The sequence below is a fragment of the Saccharopolyspora sp. NPDC047091 genome (assembly GCF_040643635.1).
Taxonomy (GTDB): Bacteria; Actinomycetota; Actinomycetes; order Mycobacteriales; family Pseudonocardiaceae; genus Saccharopolyspora_C.
In genome coordinates this window covers 66,036-82,375 of the sequence record NZ_JBEYUS010000005.1, presented here as the reverse complement: position 1 = coordinate 82,375, position 16,340 = coordinate 66,036, and the positions used below count along the sequence as shown (strand labels likewise).

General features: G+C 72.0%; 12 protein-coding genes. 3 read left to right on the top strand and 9 right to left on the bottom strand.

Annotated elements, in window-relative coordinates:
* Positions 1–90 precede the first annotated feature (90 nt).
* Positions 91–1,677, bottom strand: coding sequence for a type VII secretion protein EccB (gene eccB, locus ABZ805_RS04215; protein ID WP_358434068.1), 1,587 nt, complete (start codon positions 1,675–1,677; stop codon positions 91–93).
* A gap of 279 nt (positions 1,678–1,956) precedes the next feature.
* Here eccB and eccE point away from each other — a divergent pair, with 279 nt between their 5' ends.
* Both eccE and ABZ805_RS04205 read left to right on the top strand, forming a co-directional pair.
* Positions 1,957–3,147 (top strand): type VII secretion protein EccE, encoded by a 1,191-nt coding sequence (gene eccE / locus ABZ805_RS04210; protein WP_358434065.1) that lies wholly within the window; start codon positions 1,957–1,959, stop codon positions 3,145–3,147.
* Positions 3,144–3,878: a hypothetical protein gene (locus ABZ805_RS04205; RefSeq protein WP_358434063.1), complete on the top strand. Its 735-nt coding sequence runs from the start codon at positions 3,144–3,146 to the stop codon at positions 3,876–3,878. The genes eccE and ABZ805_RS04205 overlap by 4 nt, the downstream gene beginning before the upstream one ends.
* A gap of 380 nt (positions 3,879–4,258) precedes the next feature.
* Here the strand turns inward: ABZ805_RS04205 and ABZ805_RS04200 are convergent, their stop codons facing one another.
* The 4 genes from ABZ805_RS04200 to ABZ805_RS04185 form a co-directional block, all read right to left on the bottom strand.
* Entirely contained in the window at positions 4,259–5,626 is a 1,368-nt protein-coding gene (locus tag ABZ805_RS04200; RefSeq protein ID WP_358434060.1) for a deoxyribodipyrimidine photo-lyase, read from the bottom strand.
* Positions 5,627–6,062: 436 nt separating this feature from the next.
* Positions 6,063–7,367, bottom strand: coding sequence for a citrate synthase (locus ABZ805_RS04195; RefSeq protein ID WP_358434057.1), 1,305 nt, complete (start codon positions 7,365–7,367; stop codon positions 6,063–6,065).
* Between the two features lie 365 nt (positions 7,368–7,732).
* Complete coding sequence (locus ABZ805_RS04190; RefSeq protein ID WP_358434054.1) at positions 7,733–8,665, bottom strand: carbohydrate kinase; 933 nt, start codon at positions 8,663–8,665, stop codon at positions 7,733–7,735.
* A 91-nt stretch (positions 8,666–8,756) separates the two neighbouring features.
* Entirely contained in the window at positions 8,757–9,458 is a 702-nt protein-coding gene (locus ABZ805_RS04185; protein WP_358434051.1) for a TetR/AcrR family transcriptional regulator, read from the bottom strand.
* Positions 9,459–9,622: 164 nt separating this feature from the next.
* On the opposite strand from ABZ805_RS04185, the gene ABZ805_RS04180 reads away from it, so the two are divergent.
* Positions 9,623–10,768, top strand: coding sequence for an acyl-CoA dehydrogenase family protein (locus ABZ805_RS04180; protein ID WP_358434048.1), 1,146 nt, complete (start codon positions 9,623–9,625; stop codon positions 10,766–10,768).
* A 39-nt stretch (positions 10,769–10,807) separates the two neighbouring features.
* Here ABZ805_RS04180 and ABZ805_RS04175 read toward each other — a convergent pair whose 3' ends face one another.
* The 4 genes from ABZ805_RS04175 to pdxH form a co-directional block, all read right to left on the bottom strand.
* Positions 10,808–11,728 (bottom strand): aldose 1-epimerase family protein, encoded by a 921-nt coding sequence (locus ABZ805_RS04175; protein WP_225044309.1) that lies wholly within the window; start codon positions 11,726–11,728, stop codon positions 10,808–10,810.
* Positions 11,729–11,830: 102 nt separating this feature from the next.
* Complete coding sequence (locus tag ABZ805_RS04170) at positions 11,831–13,225, bottom strand: APC family permease (protein WP_358434045.1); 1,395 nt, start codon at positions 13,223–13,225, stop codon at positions 11,831–11,833.
* Between the two features lie 247 nt (positions 13,226–13,472).
* A complete protein-coding gene (locus tag ABZ805_RS04165; protein ID WP_358434043.1) occupies positions 13,473–14,768 on the bottom strand; it encodes an MFS transporter in 1,296 nt (431 codons plus the stop codon).
* Positions 14,769–15,030: 262 nt separating this feature from the next.
* Positions 15,031–15,690, bottom strand: a complete 660-nt coding sequence (gene pdxH, locus ABZ805_RS04160) for a pyridoxamine 5'-phosphate oxidase (RefSeq protein WP_358434040.1) — start codon at positions 15,688–15,690, stop codon at positions 15,031–15,033.
* Positions 15,691–16,340: the final 650 nt, after the last annotated feature.

Here is a 16,340-nt window from a genome sequence, read left to right as displayed (position 1 = left end):
GCAACGGTTCCCCGCCACTGGGCGGGAAACGCGACACGGCCCGCCCGACCGGAGTGGTCGAGCGGGCCGTGGACCTCGCGGGAAGAGCCGTCAGCCGCCGGTGCTGCCGGACTGCTGCTGCGCCTGCGGATTCGGCGGCGGCCGGTTGACGCCGCCCGGCGGGACCGGGACGGAGTCGTACACGTAGCTGGCCTGCGCCGGGTCGAGCAGATCGCCCTTCGGCAGCGAGCGCAGGATCCCGGACGGCCCGGCCTGCAGCAGGCTCGGGTTGTTCACCACGCCGAGTCCCTGCGCGGTCTTCCCGTCCTTGATCCCGTAGATCACGCCCTGGTCGGTCACCAGGTAGATCGGGGCCGAGCCGGCACCGGCCTCGTTGGACGCGCCCCGCACCACGGACGCCTTCCCGGCGGGCATGTAGAAGTAGTCCACCTTCGGGCCGGTCCCGTCGAACTGGGCCAGCTTCACCGGGGCGGTCTTCGTGGGGGCGTCCTTGCCGACCGTGACCGTGACGTGGTGCTCGCCGCCGATGTTGTGCCAGCTCAGGCAGGACGTGGGCGCTTGCTGGAAGGACAGCGGCTTGGGCACGACCGTCGGGAACGAGTCCATGTCGATCTTCTCGTTCTTCGCGTCCGGTGCCGCCGTGATGGTGCCGCTGGAGTCCGGGATCTCCCGGCTCTTGCTCTTGCTGGCGTGCAGCACGGCCGCGGCGCCGTAGCTGATCTCCTGCTTGCCCTCGGGGAGCAGCGCGTAGTACTGGTTCTCCTCCGGCGCGCCGGGCACGCTCCGCTTCACCACGTCACCCGATTCGTACGGGTTCAACATGTAGGTGACCTGACCGCTCGGCAGGTCCGGGATGCGCAGTGGCGGCGCGTCCGGCACCGAGTTCAGCATGTTGGTGGTGATGGTGCGCGGAACCACTCCGTTGAGGCCGTAGAGGTCCATCACGGCCTGCTCGGAGCGGTCCACCTGGGCCTTGACGACCTTGGTGTGCGGACGGTCCTCCAGCTCGACCCGGTAGATCAGGTACTCCTGCCCGGAGCTCTGGTCCTGCACGAACAGCGATTCGTCGGGCTTGAGCTCGACGCCGTGGTCCGCGTCGCCGCCGATGACCGTGGTCTCCACCTTCGTCGCGCGCTGTGTCCGGTCCTCGCTGCCGAGGTTGTCCCGGACCTGCCCGACGTCGCAGATCGCCCACGCGGGTTCGGCGACGTCGTTCGCCGCGGGCAAGTAGTTGGGGGCGTTGACCATTCCGGTGCGCGGGCCGCGCGGGAACTCCGCCAGCGCCGACTCCTTCACCGTGGTCGCCTGCACCGGCTGGCTGCCCTGGCCTTCGGACTGCGCCATCACCAGCAGCTTCGCCGACGCCATGTTCAGCATCGGGATCAGCCGCTTCTGGGCGGCTTCGTCGGCGGTGACGACGTACACGCTGCCGCTGTCCTTGCCGATGACGATGGACCCCGGCTCGGGGATCGACCCCTTCCCGCCGAACAAGCCCCAGACGAGGAACCCGATCAGACCGATGCAGGCGAGGATGGCACCCGCGATGGTGGCGCGCTTGTGCGAGCCCATCGGGTCGTGCAGCATCACCGCGTCTTTGCGCACCAACGCCGATTCCATCCGGCGAAGGACGAACTGGTACGCCTGAACCTGTGACTTCGTTGTGGGTGTTGATGCCATTCTTCGCCTACAGCTCTCCCGTCCGAGGTACGGTTCCGCAGGATAGCCGGAGAGGGGCGCCGCACGGGTCCGGTTCGACGGAACCCTTCCGCAAACTCTTGGAACGGCTGCCGAACGACCTGGTTGGCGCGCTCGGGCGCGCACTACCTGCGAGGGGAAGAGACCGAACGGATGTCCGTCAGTACGCAACATCCGGCCCAGCCGAACGCCTCCGGTACCGGCGGTGCTCGCACGCGCATCCGAGCGCGGCGTCGCACGGTCGGTGCCAGCCTCGGGGCGATGCCGGTGGCCAACATCGTCGTCATCGAGGTCGGTCTGGCACTCGGCCTGATCCTCCTGCTGCTCAACGAGATGCTGTGGCCGGTGTCCGCGGGCGTCGTCGCGCTCGCGCTGATCATCGCGCTGCTGCGCAGGCGCGGCCGCTGGTTCACCCAGTGGTTCGGGCTCGTCCTGGAATACCGGACGCGCAGCCACATCCGCCGTTCCGTCCCGCCGTCCGAGGACGTCAGCGAGTTCGTCGAGGACCGCAACGGTGACGGCATCATCGGGCCGGACGAGAACCACCGGGTGGCGCTGCTGCGCATCCTGGTGGAGGACCTCGTCGTCGCCCGCGGCCAGGACCACGACCGCAACCCCGTCGGATTGTCCTGGCACAACGGCAAGTGGACCGCGGTGCTCATGGTGGACCCGACGCCGCCGCTGATCAGCAACCCGGACAAGGCGACGAACCTGCCGCTGGGCGTGCTGACGCCGTGCCTGGAGGACCGCGGCGTGGTGCTCGACGCGATCCAGGTGATCTGGCACTGCTACCCGGGAAGTGCCGCGCTGCTGCCGGATTCGCCCGCGCTGAACTCGTACCTGGAGCTGCTCGGCACCTCCTCGGCCGCCGCCCGCCGCACCACCTGGGTCGCGGTGCGGCTGGACCCGCAGACCTGCGCGAAGGCCGTCGGCGAGCGCGGCGGCGGGGTCGTCGGCGCGCACCGGGCGCTGATCGGCGCGCTGTCCCGGGTGCGCAACGCCCTGGCCAGCCAAGGGATTTCGGCGCGACCGCTGGACCCGGACGAGCTGCTGCAGGCGGGCATCTCCTCCGCCGAGCTCCAGGACGCGCTGGGTTCGCAGCGGCCGATCGGGCTGCGGGAGCGGTGGAGCGGCGTCATCGCCGACAACTACCGGCACGCCAGCTACGCCATCACCGGCTGGCCGAACCGGATGACCGACAGCATCAACGCGCTCACCAACGTCCGCGGCCGGTCCATCAGCATCGCGCTGTCCATCGCACCGTCCGGTGAGGACGGCGAGGTGGGGCTGCGCGGCCTGGTGCGGATCAGCGGGCGCACCCCGGAGGCGCTGAACTCCGCGGACCACCAGCTGCGCAACATCAGCAACAAGCTCAACCTGACGCTCACCCCGCTGCGCGGGATGCAGCTGGCGGGGCTGACCGGGACGCTGCCCCTGGGAGGTGCGGCATGAGCCGGACGCGAACCCTCGACACCCCGGGCAACAGCACCGGCACCGCCCCGGAATTCCTGGTGCGGCCGGAGATGCTGGACCTGGTGAGCCCGCCCGGCGACCGCGGCGGCATGATCATCGGCGCCGGGCCGAACGGGGAGCCGCTGACCGCGTCGATCCTGCGGCCCGAACCGACCCGCATGGTCACCGTCGGCGGCCTGTACCTGGCCCGGCAGATCGCGCTGCGCGCCATGGCGGCAGGCGCCTGGGTGCACATCGTCACCGGCCGGCCCGGTGCGTGGCGGGTGCTGGAGCGGGCCGCGGGCCTCACTCCCGACGGCAAGCCGGTTCCGGTGGTGAACCTGCGCAAGCTGGCCCCCTACGACGTTCCCCGGGTGACCGAGGAATCGCCGCTGCTGCTGATCCACGACGGTGGCGCGGTGCCGCAGGAGATGTTCCCGCCGCGCGTTCCGTGGCAGACCACCATGTACGTGCTGCCCTACCTGCACCCGCAGGCGGGCAGCGGTGCGGCCACCAACACCGCCGACCTGATCCTGCTGCAGCGGCTGCCGCTGCAGCAGGCCCAGCTGGCGGCGCGGTTCTGGTACTTCGGGCAGCCGCAGGTCCAGCACCTCACGCAGCTCAAGGACGACGGGGTGATCGCCCTGGGCGACAACCTGTGGGAACCGATCACGCTGGTCACCGGCGCCAAGGAACGGGAGATCCTCGGCCCCATCCGCCGCGGCGACTGACGGGATCGCTCTCTTCGGACTTGCGAGGAGCTCGGGTGGCGGAACCTCAGCGGTGCCCTCGCTGCGGGATCGATTTCAGAACGGCCCGCGCCCCTTCATCGGGGTGCGGGCCGTTCCGCGTTGCGAAGCGTCACTGCCTGTCTATGAACCTGCCCGGCGGGTCTTGTCTTGTCGGTCTCCTGTCAGCGGCGAAGCCGCTGAGCCGACGACCACCCAAGACACCGGCACCGCCGCGGGTTCTCAGCGGCTTCCTCGCGAGGACAGCGATTTCGCCGTGTGTTGGACATACATCAGAAATCGATCCCGCAGCGAGGAAGCCGCTGAGGTTCCGCCACCCGGGCACTACGCAACAGAAGTAGCAGAAGTAGCGGAACAGTCAGTCAGTTCTTGATCTCGCCGTAGCGGGCGAGGGCCTCCTGCCGTTCGACGCCGTGCTCGACGATCGGCGGCGGGTACCCGTTCGGCGGGCCGTCCGGCAGGGTCCACGGCCGGTGGGTGCTCTTCGCGTCGAGGCCGCGCAGCTCGGGGACGTACCTGCGGACGTAGGCCCCGTCGGGGTCGAACCGGGAGCTCTGGGTGATCGGGTTGAAGATCCGGAAGTAGGGCGCCGCGTCGGTGCCGGACCCCGCGGCCCACTGCCAGCCGTGCTGGTTCGAGGCGAGGTCCCCGTCGACCAGGTGCCGCATGAAGTGCCGGGCGCCCCACCACCACGGCAGGTGCAGGTCCTTCACCAGGAAGCTCGCCACCACCATCCGCACCCGGTTGTGCATCCAGCCCTCGGCGAGCAGCTGCCGCATCCCCGCGTCCACGAGCGGGAACCCGGTGCGGCCCGCGCACCACTCGCCGAACCGGTCCCAGGCGTCCGCGTCGGTGTCCAGCCGGATCCGGTCGAAGCGGGTGTCGAAGTTGTGCCGCGCGCTGGCAGGCCGGTGCCACAGCACGTCCGCGTAGAACTCGCGGAACGCCAGCTCGTTCCGGTAGCTGCTCGCGCCGTCCCCGGACAGCCCGTCCAGGTCGGCGAGCAGGGTGCGCGGGTGCACGCAGCCCCACTTCAGGTAGGGCGACATCCGGCTGGTGCCCGCCCGGTCCGGCCGGTTCCGGTCCTGCTCGTAGCCGGTGAGCGTCGCGTCGCGGAAGTCGTCCCAGCGCTCCAGCCCGGCCCGCTCCCCCGCCGGTGGCAGCTCGACGCCGCCCAGGTCCTCGTCCGCCGGGATGCCCGCGGCGCGCACCTTCCGCGGCAGCATCCAGTCCGCGGTGGCGGCGTCGGTGTCCGCGGGGGCGGGCGCGCCGTGCTCGTCCCAGGCGCGCCGGAAGGGGGTGAACACCTGGTAGGCGGTGCCGTCCCGCTTGGTGATCCGGCCCGGGGTGACCGCGTACGGCGACCCGGTGGCGGCCCACTCGACCCGCTCGCCGAGCGCCTCCCGGACCCGCTCGTCCCGCTCCCGCCCGTAGGGGCCGGTGTCGGCGGAGACGTGCACCGAGCCGACGCCGACCTCGGCGACGAGCTCCGGCAGCACCCGCGCCGGATCGCCGCGCAGCACCAGCAGCCTGCCGCCGAGGCTCGCGTCGAGTTCCCGCAGGCAGCGGTACAGGAAGGTGCGCCGGGGCGCGCCCGCGGGCGCCAGCAGCGATTCGTCCAGCACGAACACGCCGATCACCCGACGGCCGTCGCGCGCGGCGGCGGCCAGCGCCGGGTGGTCGCGGACCCGCAGGTCGCGCCGGAACCACAGGAGGGCAGGTGCGCTCATGCCCGGCGACCCTACGCACCGCGCGCGCGGGAGGCCGGGCACCGGTCCGGCGCGGCCCCCGTCGAGGGAACCGGCACGAGCCGGAGCCGCACCGCCCGCCGAATCCCGGCACGAGCCGAACCCGGAGCCGGTGTCCGCGCAGCCCGCCGAATCCCGAGCCGCCACCGCACTCCCCGAAGGAACCCGGCACCGCGCTCACCCGGAAACCCGCCCGCTCCGGTGCCCCGCCCGCTCCGGTGCCCCGCCGGCGACGAACCCCGGACACGAGTCGGCCCCGGGGCCGGCGAGGAGCCGGACACCGGGGCCTGGGCGGGACGACGGGCCGATACCCGCCGCGGCCGGAGCCGCTAGGTCGATTCAGCGTTCGATTCAGTTCCGCCGCGGACGGGTCCCGTCGAGCCCGCACAGCTCATCGGGTGCCTGCGGCGGTGCGGGCTCAGCGCTCGCCGATGCTCCGGTAGGAGCGCTCCGCCGCACCGGTGTACACCTGGCGCGGACGGCTGATCTTGCGGGCCGGGTCCTCCAGCATCTCCCGCCAGTGCGCGATCCAGCCGGGAAGGCGGCCGAGCGCGAACAGGACGGTGAAGTACTTCGTCGGGAAGCCCATCGCCTTGTAGATCAGGCCGGTGTAGAAGTCGACGTTCGGGTAGAGCTTGCGCTCGACGAAGTAGTCGTCGGCCAGCGCCTTCTCCTCCAGCTTGAGCGCGATCTCCAGCAGCGGGTCGTTCGCGCCGAGCTTGCCGAGCACCTCGTCGGCGGTCTTCTTGATGATCGCCGCACGCGGGTCGTAGTTCTTGTAGACCCGGTGCCCGAAGCCCATCAGCTTGACGCCGGGCTCCTTGTTCTTGACCCGGTTGACGAACGAGTCGACGTCGTCGCCGTTGGCGTGGATGCCCTCCAGCATCTCCAGCACCGCGCTGTTCGCGCCGCCGTGCAGCGGGCCGAACAGGGCGTTGATGCCCGCGGAGATCGACGCGAACAGGTTCGCCTCGGAGGAGCCCACCATGCGCACCGTGGACGTGGAGCAGTTCTGCTCGTGGTCGGCGTGCAGGATGAACAGCAGGTCGAGGGCGCGGGTCAGCGCCGGGTCGACCTCGTAGGGCTCGGCGGGGAACCCGAAGGTCATCCGCAGGAAGTTCTCCACCAGGCCCAGCGAGTTGTCCGGGTACAGGAACGGCTGCCCGACGGACTTCTTGTAGGCGTAGGCCGCGATCGTGGGCAGCTTCGCCAGCAGGCGCACCGTGGACAGCTCGACCTGGTTCTGGTCGAACGGGTCCAGGCTGTCCTGGTAGAAGGTCGACAGGGCGGAGACCGCCGACGACAGCACCGGCATCGGGTGCGCGTCGCGGGGGAAGCCGTCGAAGAACTGCTTGAGGTCCTCGTGCAGCAGGGTGTGCCGCTGGATCCGGTCGGCGAAGTCGTCGTACTGCGCCTGGGTGGGCAGCTCGCCGTAGATCAGCAGGTAGCTGACCTCGATGAAGTTGGACTTGGCGGCCAGCTCCTCGATGGGGTAGCCGCGGTAGCGCAGGATGCCCGCGTCACCGTCGATGTAGGTGATGTCGGACTTGCAGGCGGCGGTGTTGACGAAACCCGGGTCCAGCGTCACCAAACCGGTCTGGGCCAGCAGCTTCCCGAGATCAACACCGGCGGAACCCTCGGTGGGCTCCGTCACCTGCATTTCGTGCTCGCCGCCGTCGTAGCGCAGCGCGACGGTACGTTTGGCGGTCGCGTCGTCGGGCATTCGGGAACCTCTCGCGCTCGTGAAGGGGCGGCGCTTCCGCCGACGACGGCGCACTTCCCGTGGTGTTCGGGCGGCGAGGTCGGTCGCGCGCGTGCGCCGGTCGGGGTTTCCGGACCGCCGCAGCACCACCCCGTTGGGGTCCTGTCAGGTGCCACGCTAGACCGCTCCAGGCCCCTCGCGCAGCAATCGTGTTAGCCCTTTTGGGCAGGTGGGACCACGATCACATCGTCGATCAGGCCGGACGCCACGTGCCCGGCGCCCGGTTGCCGCAACCGGTCGCGGCGCGTTCCCGGACCGGAGCCGCGCCGGCCCGGGAACGTCCGGAATGCCCGGACCGGCGCGGATGCTCCCGGAAGCCGGGCCGGTCAGCCGAGTTCGGCGGTGGTGGGCGGCTCGGCGCCGGGCCGGGACACCGTGATGGCGGCGGCCGCGGCCGCGAAGCCGAGGGCCTCGCGCCACTGGTCGTGGGTCAGCGCGCGCACCGCCGCCGGGGACAGCGCGTCGTTGCGGTGCAGCCAGGCCAGCAGCGCCCCGTGCACCGTGTCGCCCGCGCCGATGGTGTCGGCGACCTGCGCGCGCACCCCCGGCACCTCGACGAGTTCGCCGTCGCCGACCAGCGCGGCCAGCCCGTCGGCGCCGCGGGTGAGCACCAGGCCCGCCGGGCCCGCCTGCTGCCAGCGGCGCAGCGCGACGTCCACGTCCTCGTCCCCGGCCAGCCACTCGGCGTCCTCCACCGACAGCTTCAGCAGGTGCACCGAGGGCAGCCAGGACTCGAACCGCGCGCGGTAGGCCGCCGGGTCGGCGATCAGGTCGGCGCGGATGTTCGGGTCCAGCGCGACGAACCGGCCGCGCTCGGCCTCGCGGAACAGCACCGCCTCGTACGCGGTGGCCCCGGGTTCGAGCACCATGCCGAGGGTGCCGAAGGAGACGGCGGTGACCTCGTCCGGCAGCGGGCCGGGGTCGGCGACGAAGCGCGCGGCGGTGCCTTCGGTGTGGAAGCTGTAGCGGGCCGACCCGTCCTCGGCGAGGCCGACCACGGCCAGCGTCGTCGGCTGCGGGGCGCGGCCCACCAGGCCGGTGTCCACCCCGGATTCGACGAGGCGTGCCAGCAGCTTGTCGCCGAACTGGTCGGTCGAGAGCGTGGCGTGGAAACCGGCGGGCACGTCCAACCGGCCCAGCGCGATCGCCACGTTGTACGGGCCGCCGCCGAGGCGGGGGTGCAGCGGGCCGAGTTCGCCCCCTGGCGTGGCGGAGTCCGGGACGAGGTCGACGAGGGCCTCTCCACCGATGACGATCACGATTCCTCCGTGCTGGTGCTCGACGTGCTGACTTGCTCGGCCCCGCGCCTGGTCCGGCGTGCGGTTCGGGGCCGGGTGCCGCGCCGGACGGCTATGGCCGGGCGGTCTGGGGGCGGGCACCAGTGTGCTCCGCCGGGAGTGGGGCGATCCGCGAACCTTCCGCGGGCGGGTCGAACAGGCCGCCGAGCAGGAACTGGGACAGCTCGGCGAAGGCCTCCGCGTCCGACAGCCCGGTGCGCTCGGCGATCTCGCCGCGCTGGATGGCGCCGATGGTGCCGCTGACCATCTCGGCGACGAACGCGGCGTGCACCTCGCGGAACACGCCTTCGCGGACGCCGTCGCGGATGTAGCCGCGCATGTTCTCGGCGGCGGCGCGGGCGTTGGCCTGGTAGGTGGCGCGGGTGGCCGGGTTGGCGGCCAGGTCGGCCATGAACCGCCGGGAGGCGGGGCGCAGCCCGGCCGCGGCGGCGTCGAGGTAGGTGCGCATCCGGGCGCGCACGTCGTCGACCTCGGCGACGGCGCGCTCCACGTCGGCGGTGGCGTTCTTGAAGAAGCGGGCGACGACGGCGACCGCGAGCTGCTCCTTGCTGCCGGCGAGCGTGTAGAGCGTCGACTTCGAGCAGTGCAGCCGGGCGGCGAGCTCGTCGAGGGTGAAGTGGGCGAACCCCTCCTCGAGGAACAGCGCGCACAACCGGTCGAGCAGGTCGGCGCGGCGCTGCTCCGGCGATCCCGCGCTCCGGCGGCGGACCGGCGACGCGTTCGCCTCGTCGGCGTCCGGGTCGGGAGGAGTCATGCCGGTGAGACTGCCACAGCTCGGGATCGGCCGAGGTCGGCGGGCCTGGCGCGCGGAACACCGCATCAGTACTCTGATGAGTCCTCCAGTACTCATTTCAGTACTGACGTGTTCCGCTCGGAAACTCCCGGTCCGCCCACCACAGCACGCAGGAGCACCACCACATGGCCGTCGACCGACTGCTGCCCAGCCAGGAAGCCAGCGACCTGCTCGCGCTGACCGCGGAGATCGCCCGCGACGAACTCGCCCCCGCCGCCGCGGAAGCCGAGGAGCAGCAGCTCTTCCCCCGCAAGGCCTTCCGGCTGCTCGGCTCCGCCGGCCTGCTCGGACTGCCGTACCCGGTGGAGCACGGTGGCGGCGGCCAGCCCTACGAGGTCTACCTGCAGGTGCTCGAAGAGCTCAGCAGCGCGTGGATGACCGTCGGCGTCGGCCTCTCGGTGCACACCATGTCCTGCTACCCGCTCGCCCGGTACGGCACCGACGAGCAGCGCGACCGGTGGCTGCCGGACCTGATCGGCGGCGAGCTGCTCGGCGGCTACGCGCTGTCCGAAGCGCACGCCGGGTCGGACGCCGCCGCGCTGCGCACCCGCGCCGAACGGGACGGCGACGAGTACCGGGTCACCGGCACCAAGTCGTGGATCACGCACGGCGGGACCGCCGACTTCTACGCGCTGATGGCCCGCACCTCCGACGACGGGCCGCGCGGCATCAGCTGCCTGCTGGTGGACGGCGCGACGCCGGGGCTGTCGGCGGCACCGCCCGAACGCAAGATGGGCCTCACCGGCTCCCCCACCACCGAACTGCGCTTCGAGGACGCGCGGGTGCCCGCGGACCGGCTGCTCGGCGGCGAAGGGCACGGGCTGGCCATCGCGCTCAACGCGCTCGACTCCGGGCGGCTCGGCATCGCCGCCTGCGCCGTCGGCCTCGCGCAGGCCGCGCTGGACCTGGCCGTCGACCACGCCAAGGGCCGCGAGCAGTTCGGGCGGCCGATCATCCGGTTCCAGGGCGTCGAGTTCCTGCTCGCCGACATGGCCGCCGCCGTGCAATCCGCCCGCGCCGCCTACCTGGACGGGGCGCGGCGCCGGGACGCGGGCAAGCCGTTCGGGACGCAGGCCTCGGTGGCGAAGCTGGTCGCCACCGACGCCGCGATGAAGGTGACCACGGACGCCGTGCAGGTCCTCGGCGGCGCCGGCTACACCCGCGACTTCCCCGCCGAGCGGTACTTCCGGGAAGCGAAGGTGCTGCAGATCTTCGAAGGCACCAACCAGATCCAGCGCATGGTCATCGCCCGCAACCTGGCCAAGGGCTGACCGCCCGGCCCGTTCGAGGGGAGCGCGGCGGGCGCCCGATCAGAACGGGCGGAGGCCCCACTGGGCGATCCAGTCCTCCCCCGGCGGGAGGGTGATCAGGTCGGTGCCGGAGTTCAGGGCGTCCGGCGGGCAGGTCATCGGCTCGATGGCGACGGCCCGGCCGCGACCGGGGAACTCGTCGTTGGTGTACACCTGCACCCACGCGAACACCGGATCGGCCCACAGCTCCACGCCGTGCCCGGCCGGGTCGGTCAGCGAGTGCCGGACCAGCGAATCCCCCGGCTCGGGCGCGGCACCGCCGAACGCGGTGTCCAGCAGCACCCCGGCGAGGCGGCGGCCGCGGCGGAAGTCCTGCTCGTCGCCCTCCAGCGCGCGCGGCGGCCGCACCGGCAGCAGCCGTTCCGGGTCGACCGGCAGCACCGAGGACGCCGCGAGCCGCAGCGTGCAGTCGTCGGTCTCGGCGAGCCCGGCGCGCGGGTACGGGTGCACGCCCACGCCGAACGGCACGGCGCGCTTGCCGAGGTTCTCCACGGTGTGCGTGACGGTCAGCCCGGTCGCGTCCAGCGAGTAGCCGATGGAGGTGAGCAGCGGCACCGGCCAGCCCGGCTGCACCGGCACCATCGCGTGCAGCACGATCGTCGACTCGGCGTGCTCGACCACGGTCCACGGGGTGTGCCGGAGCAGGCCGTGGATCGCGTTGTGCCGGTCCGGTTCGGTGAGCGCCAGCTGCTGCGGCTCCCGCTCCAGGGTCCAGCGGCCGTCGGCGACCCGGTTCGGCCACGGCACCAGCACCGCGCCGGCGCCGCCCGGTGGCCGCTGGTCGGCGTCGTAGGTCTCGGAGTACGCGATCCCGTCCACTTCGAACAGGCGCAGCGCCGCACCGACCTCGGTGACGACGGCGCGCGCACTGCCGCTGACGATCTCGAACTGCCTGCCGGTGGCGGCGACCAGATCATTCACACCGCCACTCTAGAGCGTGCCCGGCGACCCCGGTGCGGACGCGGAAGAACCCCGCCCCCACGGGTGCTTCCGCACCGCGGGGACGGGGTTCCGGTCCGGCGACTACTTGGCGAGCTTGTCCGGGTCGAAGTCGACGCGGCCGGCGATCACCCGGTTCACGCCCCAGAACACGACGCCGATGAGCAGCAGGCCCGCGGCGACCAGGTACTCGGCGACGGGACGGCCCGACAGCGGGCTCGCGAAGAACAGGCACAGCACCGCGCCCAGCACGGGCACCCAGGTGGGGGCCTTGAAGTGCTTGTGCTCCACCACGTCCTTGCGCAGCACCAGCACCGCGATGTTGACGATGGCGAACACGACCAGCAGCAGCAGCGATGTGGTGCTGCCCAGGTCCTCGATGTCCAGCAGGCTCACCAGCACCACGGCCAGCACGCTGGTGAACAGGATCGCGACCCACGGGGTCTGCCGGGAGCGGTGCACGCGGCCGAACACGGACGGGATGATCCGCTCGTTCGACATGCCGTACACGAGGCGGCTGGCCATCAGCATGTTGATCAGCGCGGTGTTGGTGACCGCGAACAGCGCGATGATGGAGAACAGGACCGGCGGGAACCACGGTGCGGCGGCCTTGACGACCAGCAGCAGCGGCGCGTCGGTGGCGGCCAGCTCATCGGTCGGCACCAGCGTCGAGGTGATCACCGCGATGATCAGGTAGATGCCCGCGGTGATGGACAGGCCCAGCAGCAGCGCGCGCGGGAACACCTTCGCCGGGTTCCGGGTCTCCTCGGCCATGTTCACCGAGTCCTCGAAGCCGACCATCGCGAAGAACGCCAGCGCGGTCGCCGAGGTGACCGCGAGCAGCGGGCTGGACTCCGGGTTGAACTGGAGCAGCCGGCTCGGGTCCGGCGCCACCGCCGGGTCCTTGCTGCCGCTGATCAGGGCGGCGACGCCGAACAGGATGACGATGAGCAGCCCGCCGAGCTCCACGCAGGTCAGCACCACGTTCATCTTCACGGACTCGCCCACGCCCCGGAAGTTGATCAGGGCGAGCAGCACCAGGAACGCCAGCGCCACCACGATGGCGACCGGCCCCACACCGGGGAAGATCTCCTCCAGGTAGTTGCCGCTGAACGCCTGCGCGGCCGAGGCCGCCGAGGTGATGCCGGAGCACATCACGGCGAACGCGATGATGAAGGTGATGAAGTGGATGCCGAACGCGCGGTGCACGTACAGCGGCGCGCCACCGGCCTTCGGGTACTTGCCCACCAGTTCCAGGTAGCTGCATGCGGTGAGGAACGCGACCACGAACGCGACCACGAACGGGATCCACAACGCGCCGCCGACCTTGCCCGCGACCTTGCCGGTGAGGGAGTACACCGTGGTCCCGAGGATGTCGCCGACTACGAAGAACAAGAGCAGTTTCGGCCCCATGACCTTCTTGAGGCCGGGCTGCGCACCGTCGGGCGCGTCGTCGTTCGTGGTCGTGTCGTTGGCCATGGCAGGAAAGTGTGCAGGGTGGTTTTACGTGATCTTGGGGCACCCCTGGTAGAGCGGTTGCGGAGGCGTCGGCGCCAGGCGCGCGGAGCGCACCCGGGACCGATCGGGAACCGCTCGTCGGCCCAACCGCGTTGAGCTGAACGGCAGCTCCCGGGCACGCTCGGTCGACCGCCGGTGCCGGATCGTCACCGGCTCCCGCACTCCCGCGGGGGCACTGATCCGTTCCAGTGAAGTCCGCGCGCGGTGCTCACTCGGACGGCGCGCGGTAGCGCCAGAACGACGGCGTGAGCGCCGCGGCGGCCAGCGCGAACACGACCACCAGCACGCCGCCGATCGCGATCGCGGGCTGCGCGCCGATCGCCGCGCCGCCCGAGCCGTGCAGCACGTCGGCGAGCCGCGGGCCGCCCGCGACGACGACGGTGAACACGCCCTGGATGCGGCCGCGCATCTCGTCGGTCGCCGCCGCCTGCAGCATCGAGCTGCGGTAGACCATGCTCACCAGGTCGGCGCCGCCGCCGATCGCGAGGAACACCACGCCCAGCCACAGCGAGTCGGACAGCCCGAACCCGGCGATCGCCACGCCCCACACGACGACGCCGATGGTGACGCCGACGCCGTGGCGCAGGATCCGGTGCAGCCACCCGGACAGCACGCCGAACACGAACGCGCCCAGCGGGATCGCCGCGTACAGCCAGCCCAGCGCGGCGCCGCCACCCGCCGGGTCGCCGTAGACGCGCTCGGCGAGCTCCGGGAACAGCGCCCGCGGCATGCCGAACACCATCGCGATGATGTCCATCAGGAACGAGGTCAGCAGCACCGGGTGCGTGCCCAGGTAGCGGAAGCCGTCGATCACCGAACGCAGCCCGGCCTTCGTCGGCGCCCCCGCCAGCGGCGGCAGCGCGGGCAGCCGGAACACGGCCCAGACCGCGGTGGACAGCGCCACCGCGTCCACCAGGTACAGCACCGACAGGCCCAGCACCGGCAGCAGCACCCCGGCCAGCAGCGGCCCGAGGACCGCGCCGAGCTGGAACACGGTGGACCCCAGCGCCTGCGCCGAGGGCAGCAGCGGCGCCGGGATGAGCCGCGCGATGGCGGCGCTGCGGGCGGGCATGTTCACCGCGAAGCAGGTCTGCTGCAGCGCGAACAGCACCAGCACCAGCCACACCGAGCCGATGCCCGCCGCGGCCACCAGCCACAGCAGCACCGAGGTGACGGCGAGCCCGGTGTTGGTGACCAGCAGCAGCTTCCGCCGGTCCACGGTGTCGGCGACCGCACCGCCCCAGAGCCCGAACACCAGCAGCGGCACCAGTCCGAAGATCCCGGCGAGCCCGACGTACGCGGAACTCCCGGTGAGGTCGTAGAGCTGCTTGGGCACAGCGACGGCGCTGAACTGGGCACCGACCGCGGTGACGATGCTGGAGATCCACAGCCGCCGGTAGGCGGGGTAACCCAGCGGCCGGGTGTCGAGCACGACCTTGCCGAGCAGCGACCGCCAGGATCGCCGAGTTCGCTCCCGCTCCGCGCGGCCGCTCTGCTGGTCCACGAGGAGCCAGCCTAGCCATGAGCCTGGCTAAGGAACCCGGGTCGTGTGACGCAGCCGACCGGGCACGGCGGCGATCACGTGCGGGAACGTCCCCTTCGACCGGTTCCGGCCCGAGAACGCCCCGCTTGCGCCCCGGGCTCGCCCCGCTTCCGACCCGAGAACGACCGGCCCCACCCCGCGAACGACGGCGGAGGCGGCGCGGGAACTCCGCACCGCCTCCGCCGAACCAGGAGTCGTCCGGTCCGCCGCGGACCGGCGGGGATCAGGGCGCCAGCCGCTCCACGGACCAGCCGTCGCCGCGCCGGAACCGCAGCCGGTCGTGCAGCCGGTCCGGGCGGCCCTGCCAGAACTCGACGGACTCCGGCACGATCCGCCAGCCGCCCCAGTGCGGCGGTACCGGCACCTTCTCGTTGTCGCCGAAGCGGCGTTCGATGCCGTTGAGCGCGGACTGCAGCGCCTCCCGGCCGGTGACCACCCGGGACTGCGGGGAGGCCCAGGCGCCGAGCTGCGAGCCGCGCGGGCGCACCGCCCAGTAGTCGGCGGTCTCCTCGGCGCGCACCTTCTCGACGGTGCCGCGCACGTTGACCTGCCGCTGCAGCGCCAGCCACGGGAACGTCGCCGCGGCCACCCGGGTCGCGGTGAGGTCGTGGCTCTTCGCGGAGGTGTAGTTGGTGAAGAACACGAGGCCGCGCTCGTCGAACCCCTTGCACAGCACGGTCCGCGAGGACGGGTACCCGTCGGCGTCCGCGGTCGCCAGCACCATCGCGTTCGGTTCCTGCACCTCCGCCCGGACGGCCTCGTCGAACCAGATCCGGAGCTGTTCGTGCCAGGTCTCGGCGAGCACCGCCTCGTGCAGCGAACCCGCCTCGTAGGACACCCGCATGGACGACAAAGTGCCGGTGCTCACGGTGCTTTCGGACATCCGTTCCCTTCCTCCCTGACCCGACTGGTGCTGCTGTTCATCGACGGCGCCGGAGGAGGCGAGCCCGCCCGGTCGACGCGGTCGCCGCGGACTGCGCCACGGCACCGCTACGACGGTAAACGGAGTGGGAACCCGGGCCGAACCAACGGGTACGCCACGATCGATTCCGCAAACGATGCAGTGACCGCGGGCACACTCGAATGGCCGCGGAGACCCGGCCGGTTCGTCCGGTTCGGCCGACGGCCGCCGTCGGCGGGTCGCCGTGCGGAGGGGTCGTCAACGCTTCCGAGTGGCCGGCTGGTGCTTCCGGGTGGTGTTGCGGTGCCGCTCCGCGGCCACGGGGTGCGGCGCGCGAACCAGGTGCGCACCGGCCGGTCGCGCACCGGTCCGGCAGGCCACCCCAGGTGCCCGCCGCACGGGAATTGCTCCCGGCAGGCACCGGATTCCCCGGAGCGTCGCGGGAATCGGGCCCGTTCGGCCGTGTGATCTTCGCCATCGCGGCGTCCCGAACCGATTGCCCGCGGCCGCGGCGCGGGTGCACTGTTACCCGCGCAGCACAGGCGGCGACCGATCGCACTCGTGCTCATGCACCCCGCCACGTCCGTCGCACGCCCCCGGGCGCGCGGCAACCGGAACGACTCAACGAGGAG

Bases quoted from the DNA above. Each gene is read 5' to 3' on its own strand.
- eccB (WP_358434068.1), bottom strand. From the start codon at position 1,677: ATGGCATCAACACCCACAACGAAGTCACAGGTTCAGGCGTACCAGTTC.
- eccE (WP_358434065.1), top strand. From the start codon at position 1,957: ATGCCGGTGGCCAACATCGTCGTCATCGAGGTCGGTCTGGCACTCGGC.
- ABZ805_RS04205 (WP_358434063.1), top strand. From the start codon at position 3,144: ATGAGCCGGACGCGAACCCTCGACACCCCGGGCAACAGCACCGGCACC.
- ABZ805_RS04200 (WP_358434060.1), bottom strand. From the start codon at position 5,626: ATGAGCGCACCTGCCCTCCTGTGGTTCCGGCGCGACCTGCGGGTCCGC.
- ABZ805_RS04195 (WP_358434057.1), bottom strand. From the start codon at position 7,367: ATGCCCGACGACGCGACCGCCAAACGTACCGTCGCGCTGCGCTACGAC.
- ABZ805_RS04185 (WP_358434051.1), bottom strand. From the start codon at position 9,458: ATGACTCCTCCCGACCCGGACGCCGACGAGGCGAACGCGTCGCCGGTC.
- ABZ805_RS04180 (WP_358434048.1), top strand. From the start codon at position 9,623: ATGGCCGTCGACCGACTGCTGCCCAGCCAGGAAGCCAGCGACCTGCTC.
- ABZ805_RS04170 (WP_358434045.1), bottom strand. From the start codon at position 13,225: ATGGCCAACGACACGACCACGAACGACGACGCGCCCGACGGTGCGCAG.
- pdxH (WP_358434040.1), bottom strand. From the start codon at position 15,690: ATGTCCGAAAGCACCGTGAGCACCGGCACTTTGTCGTCCATGCGGGTG.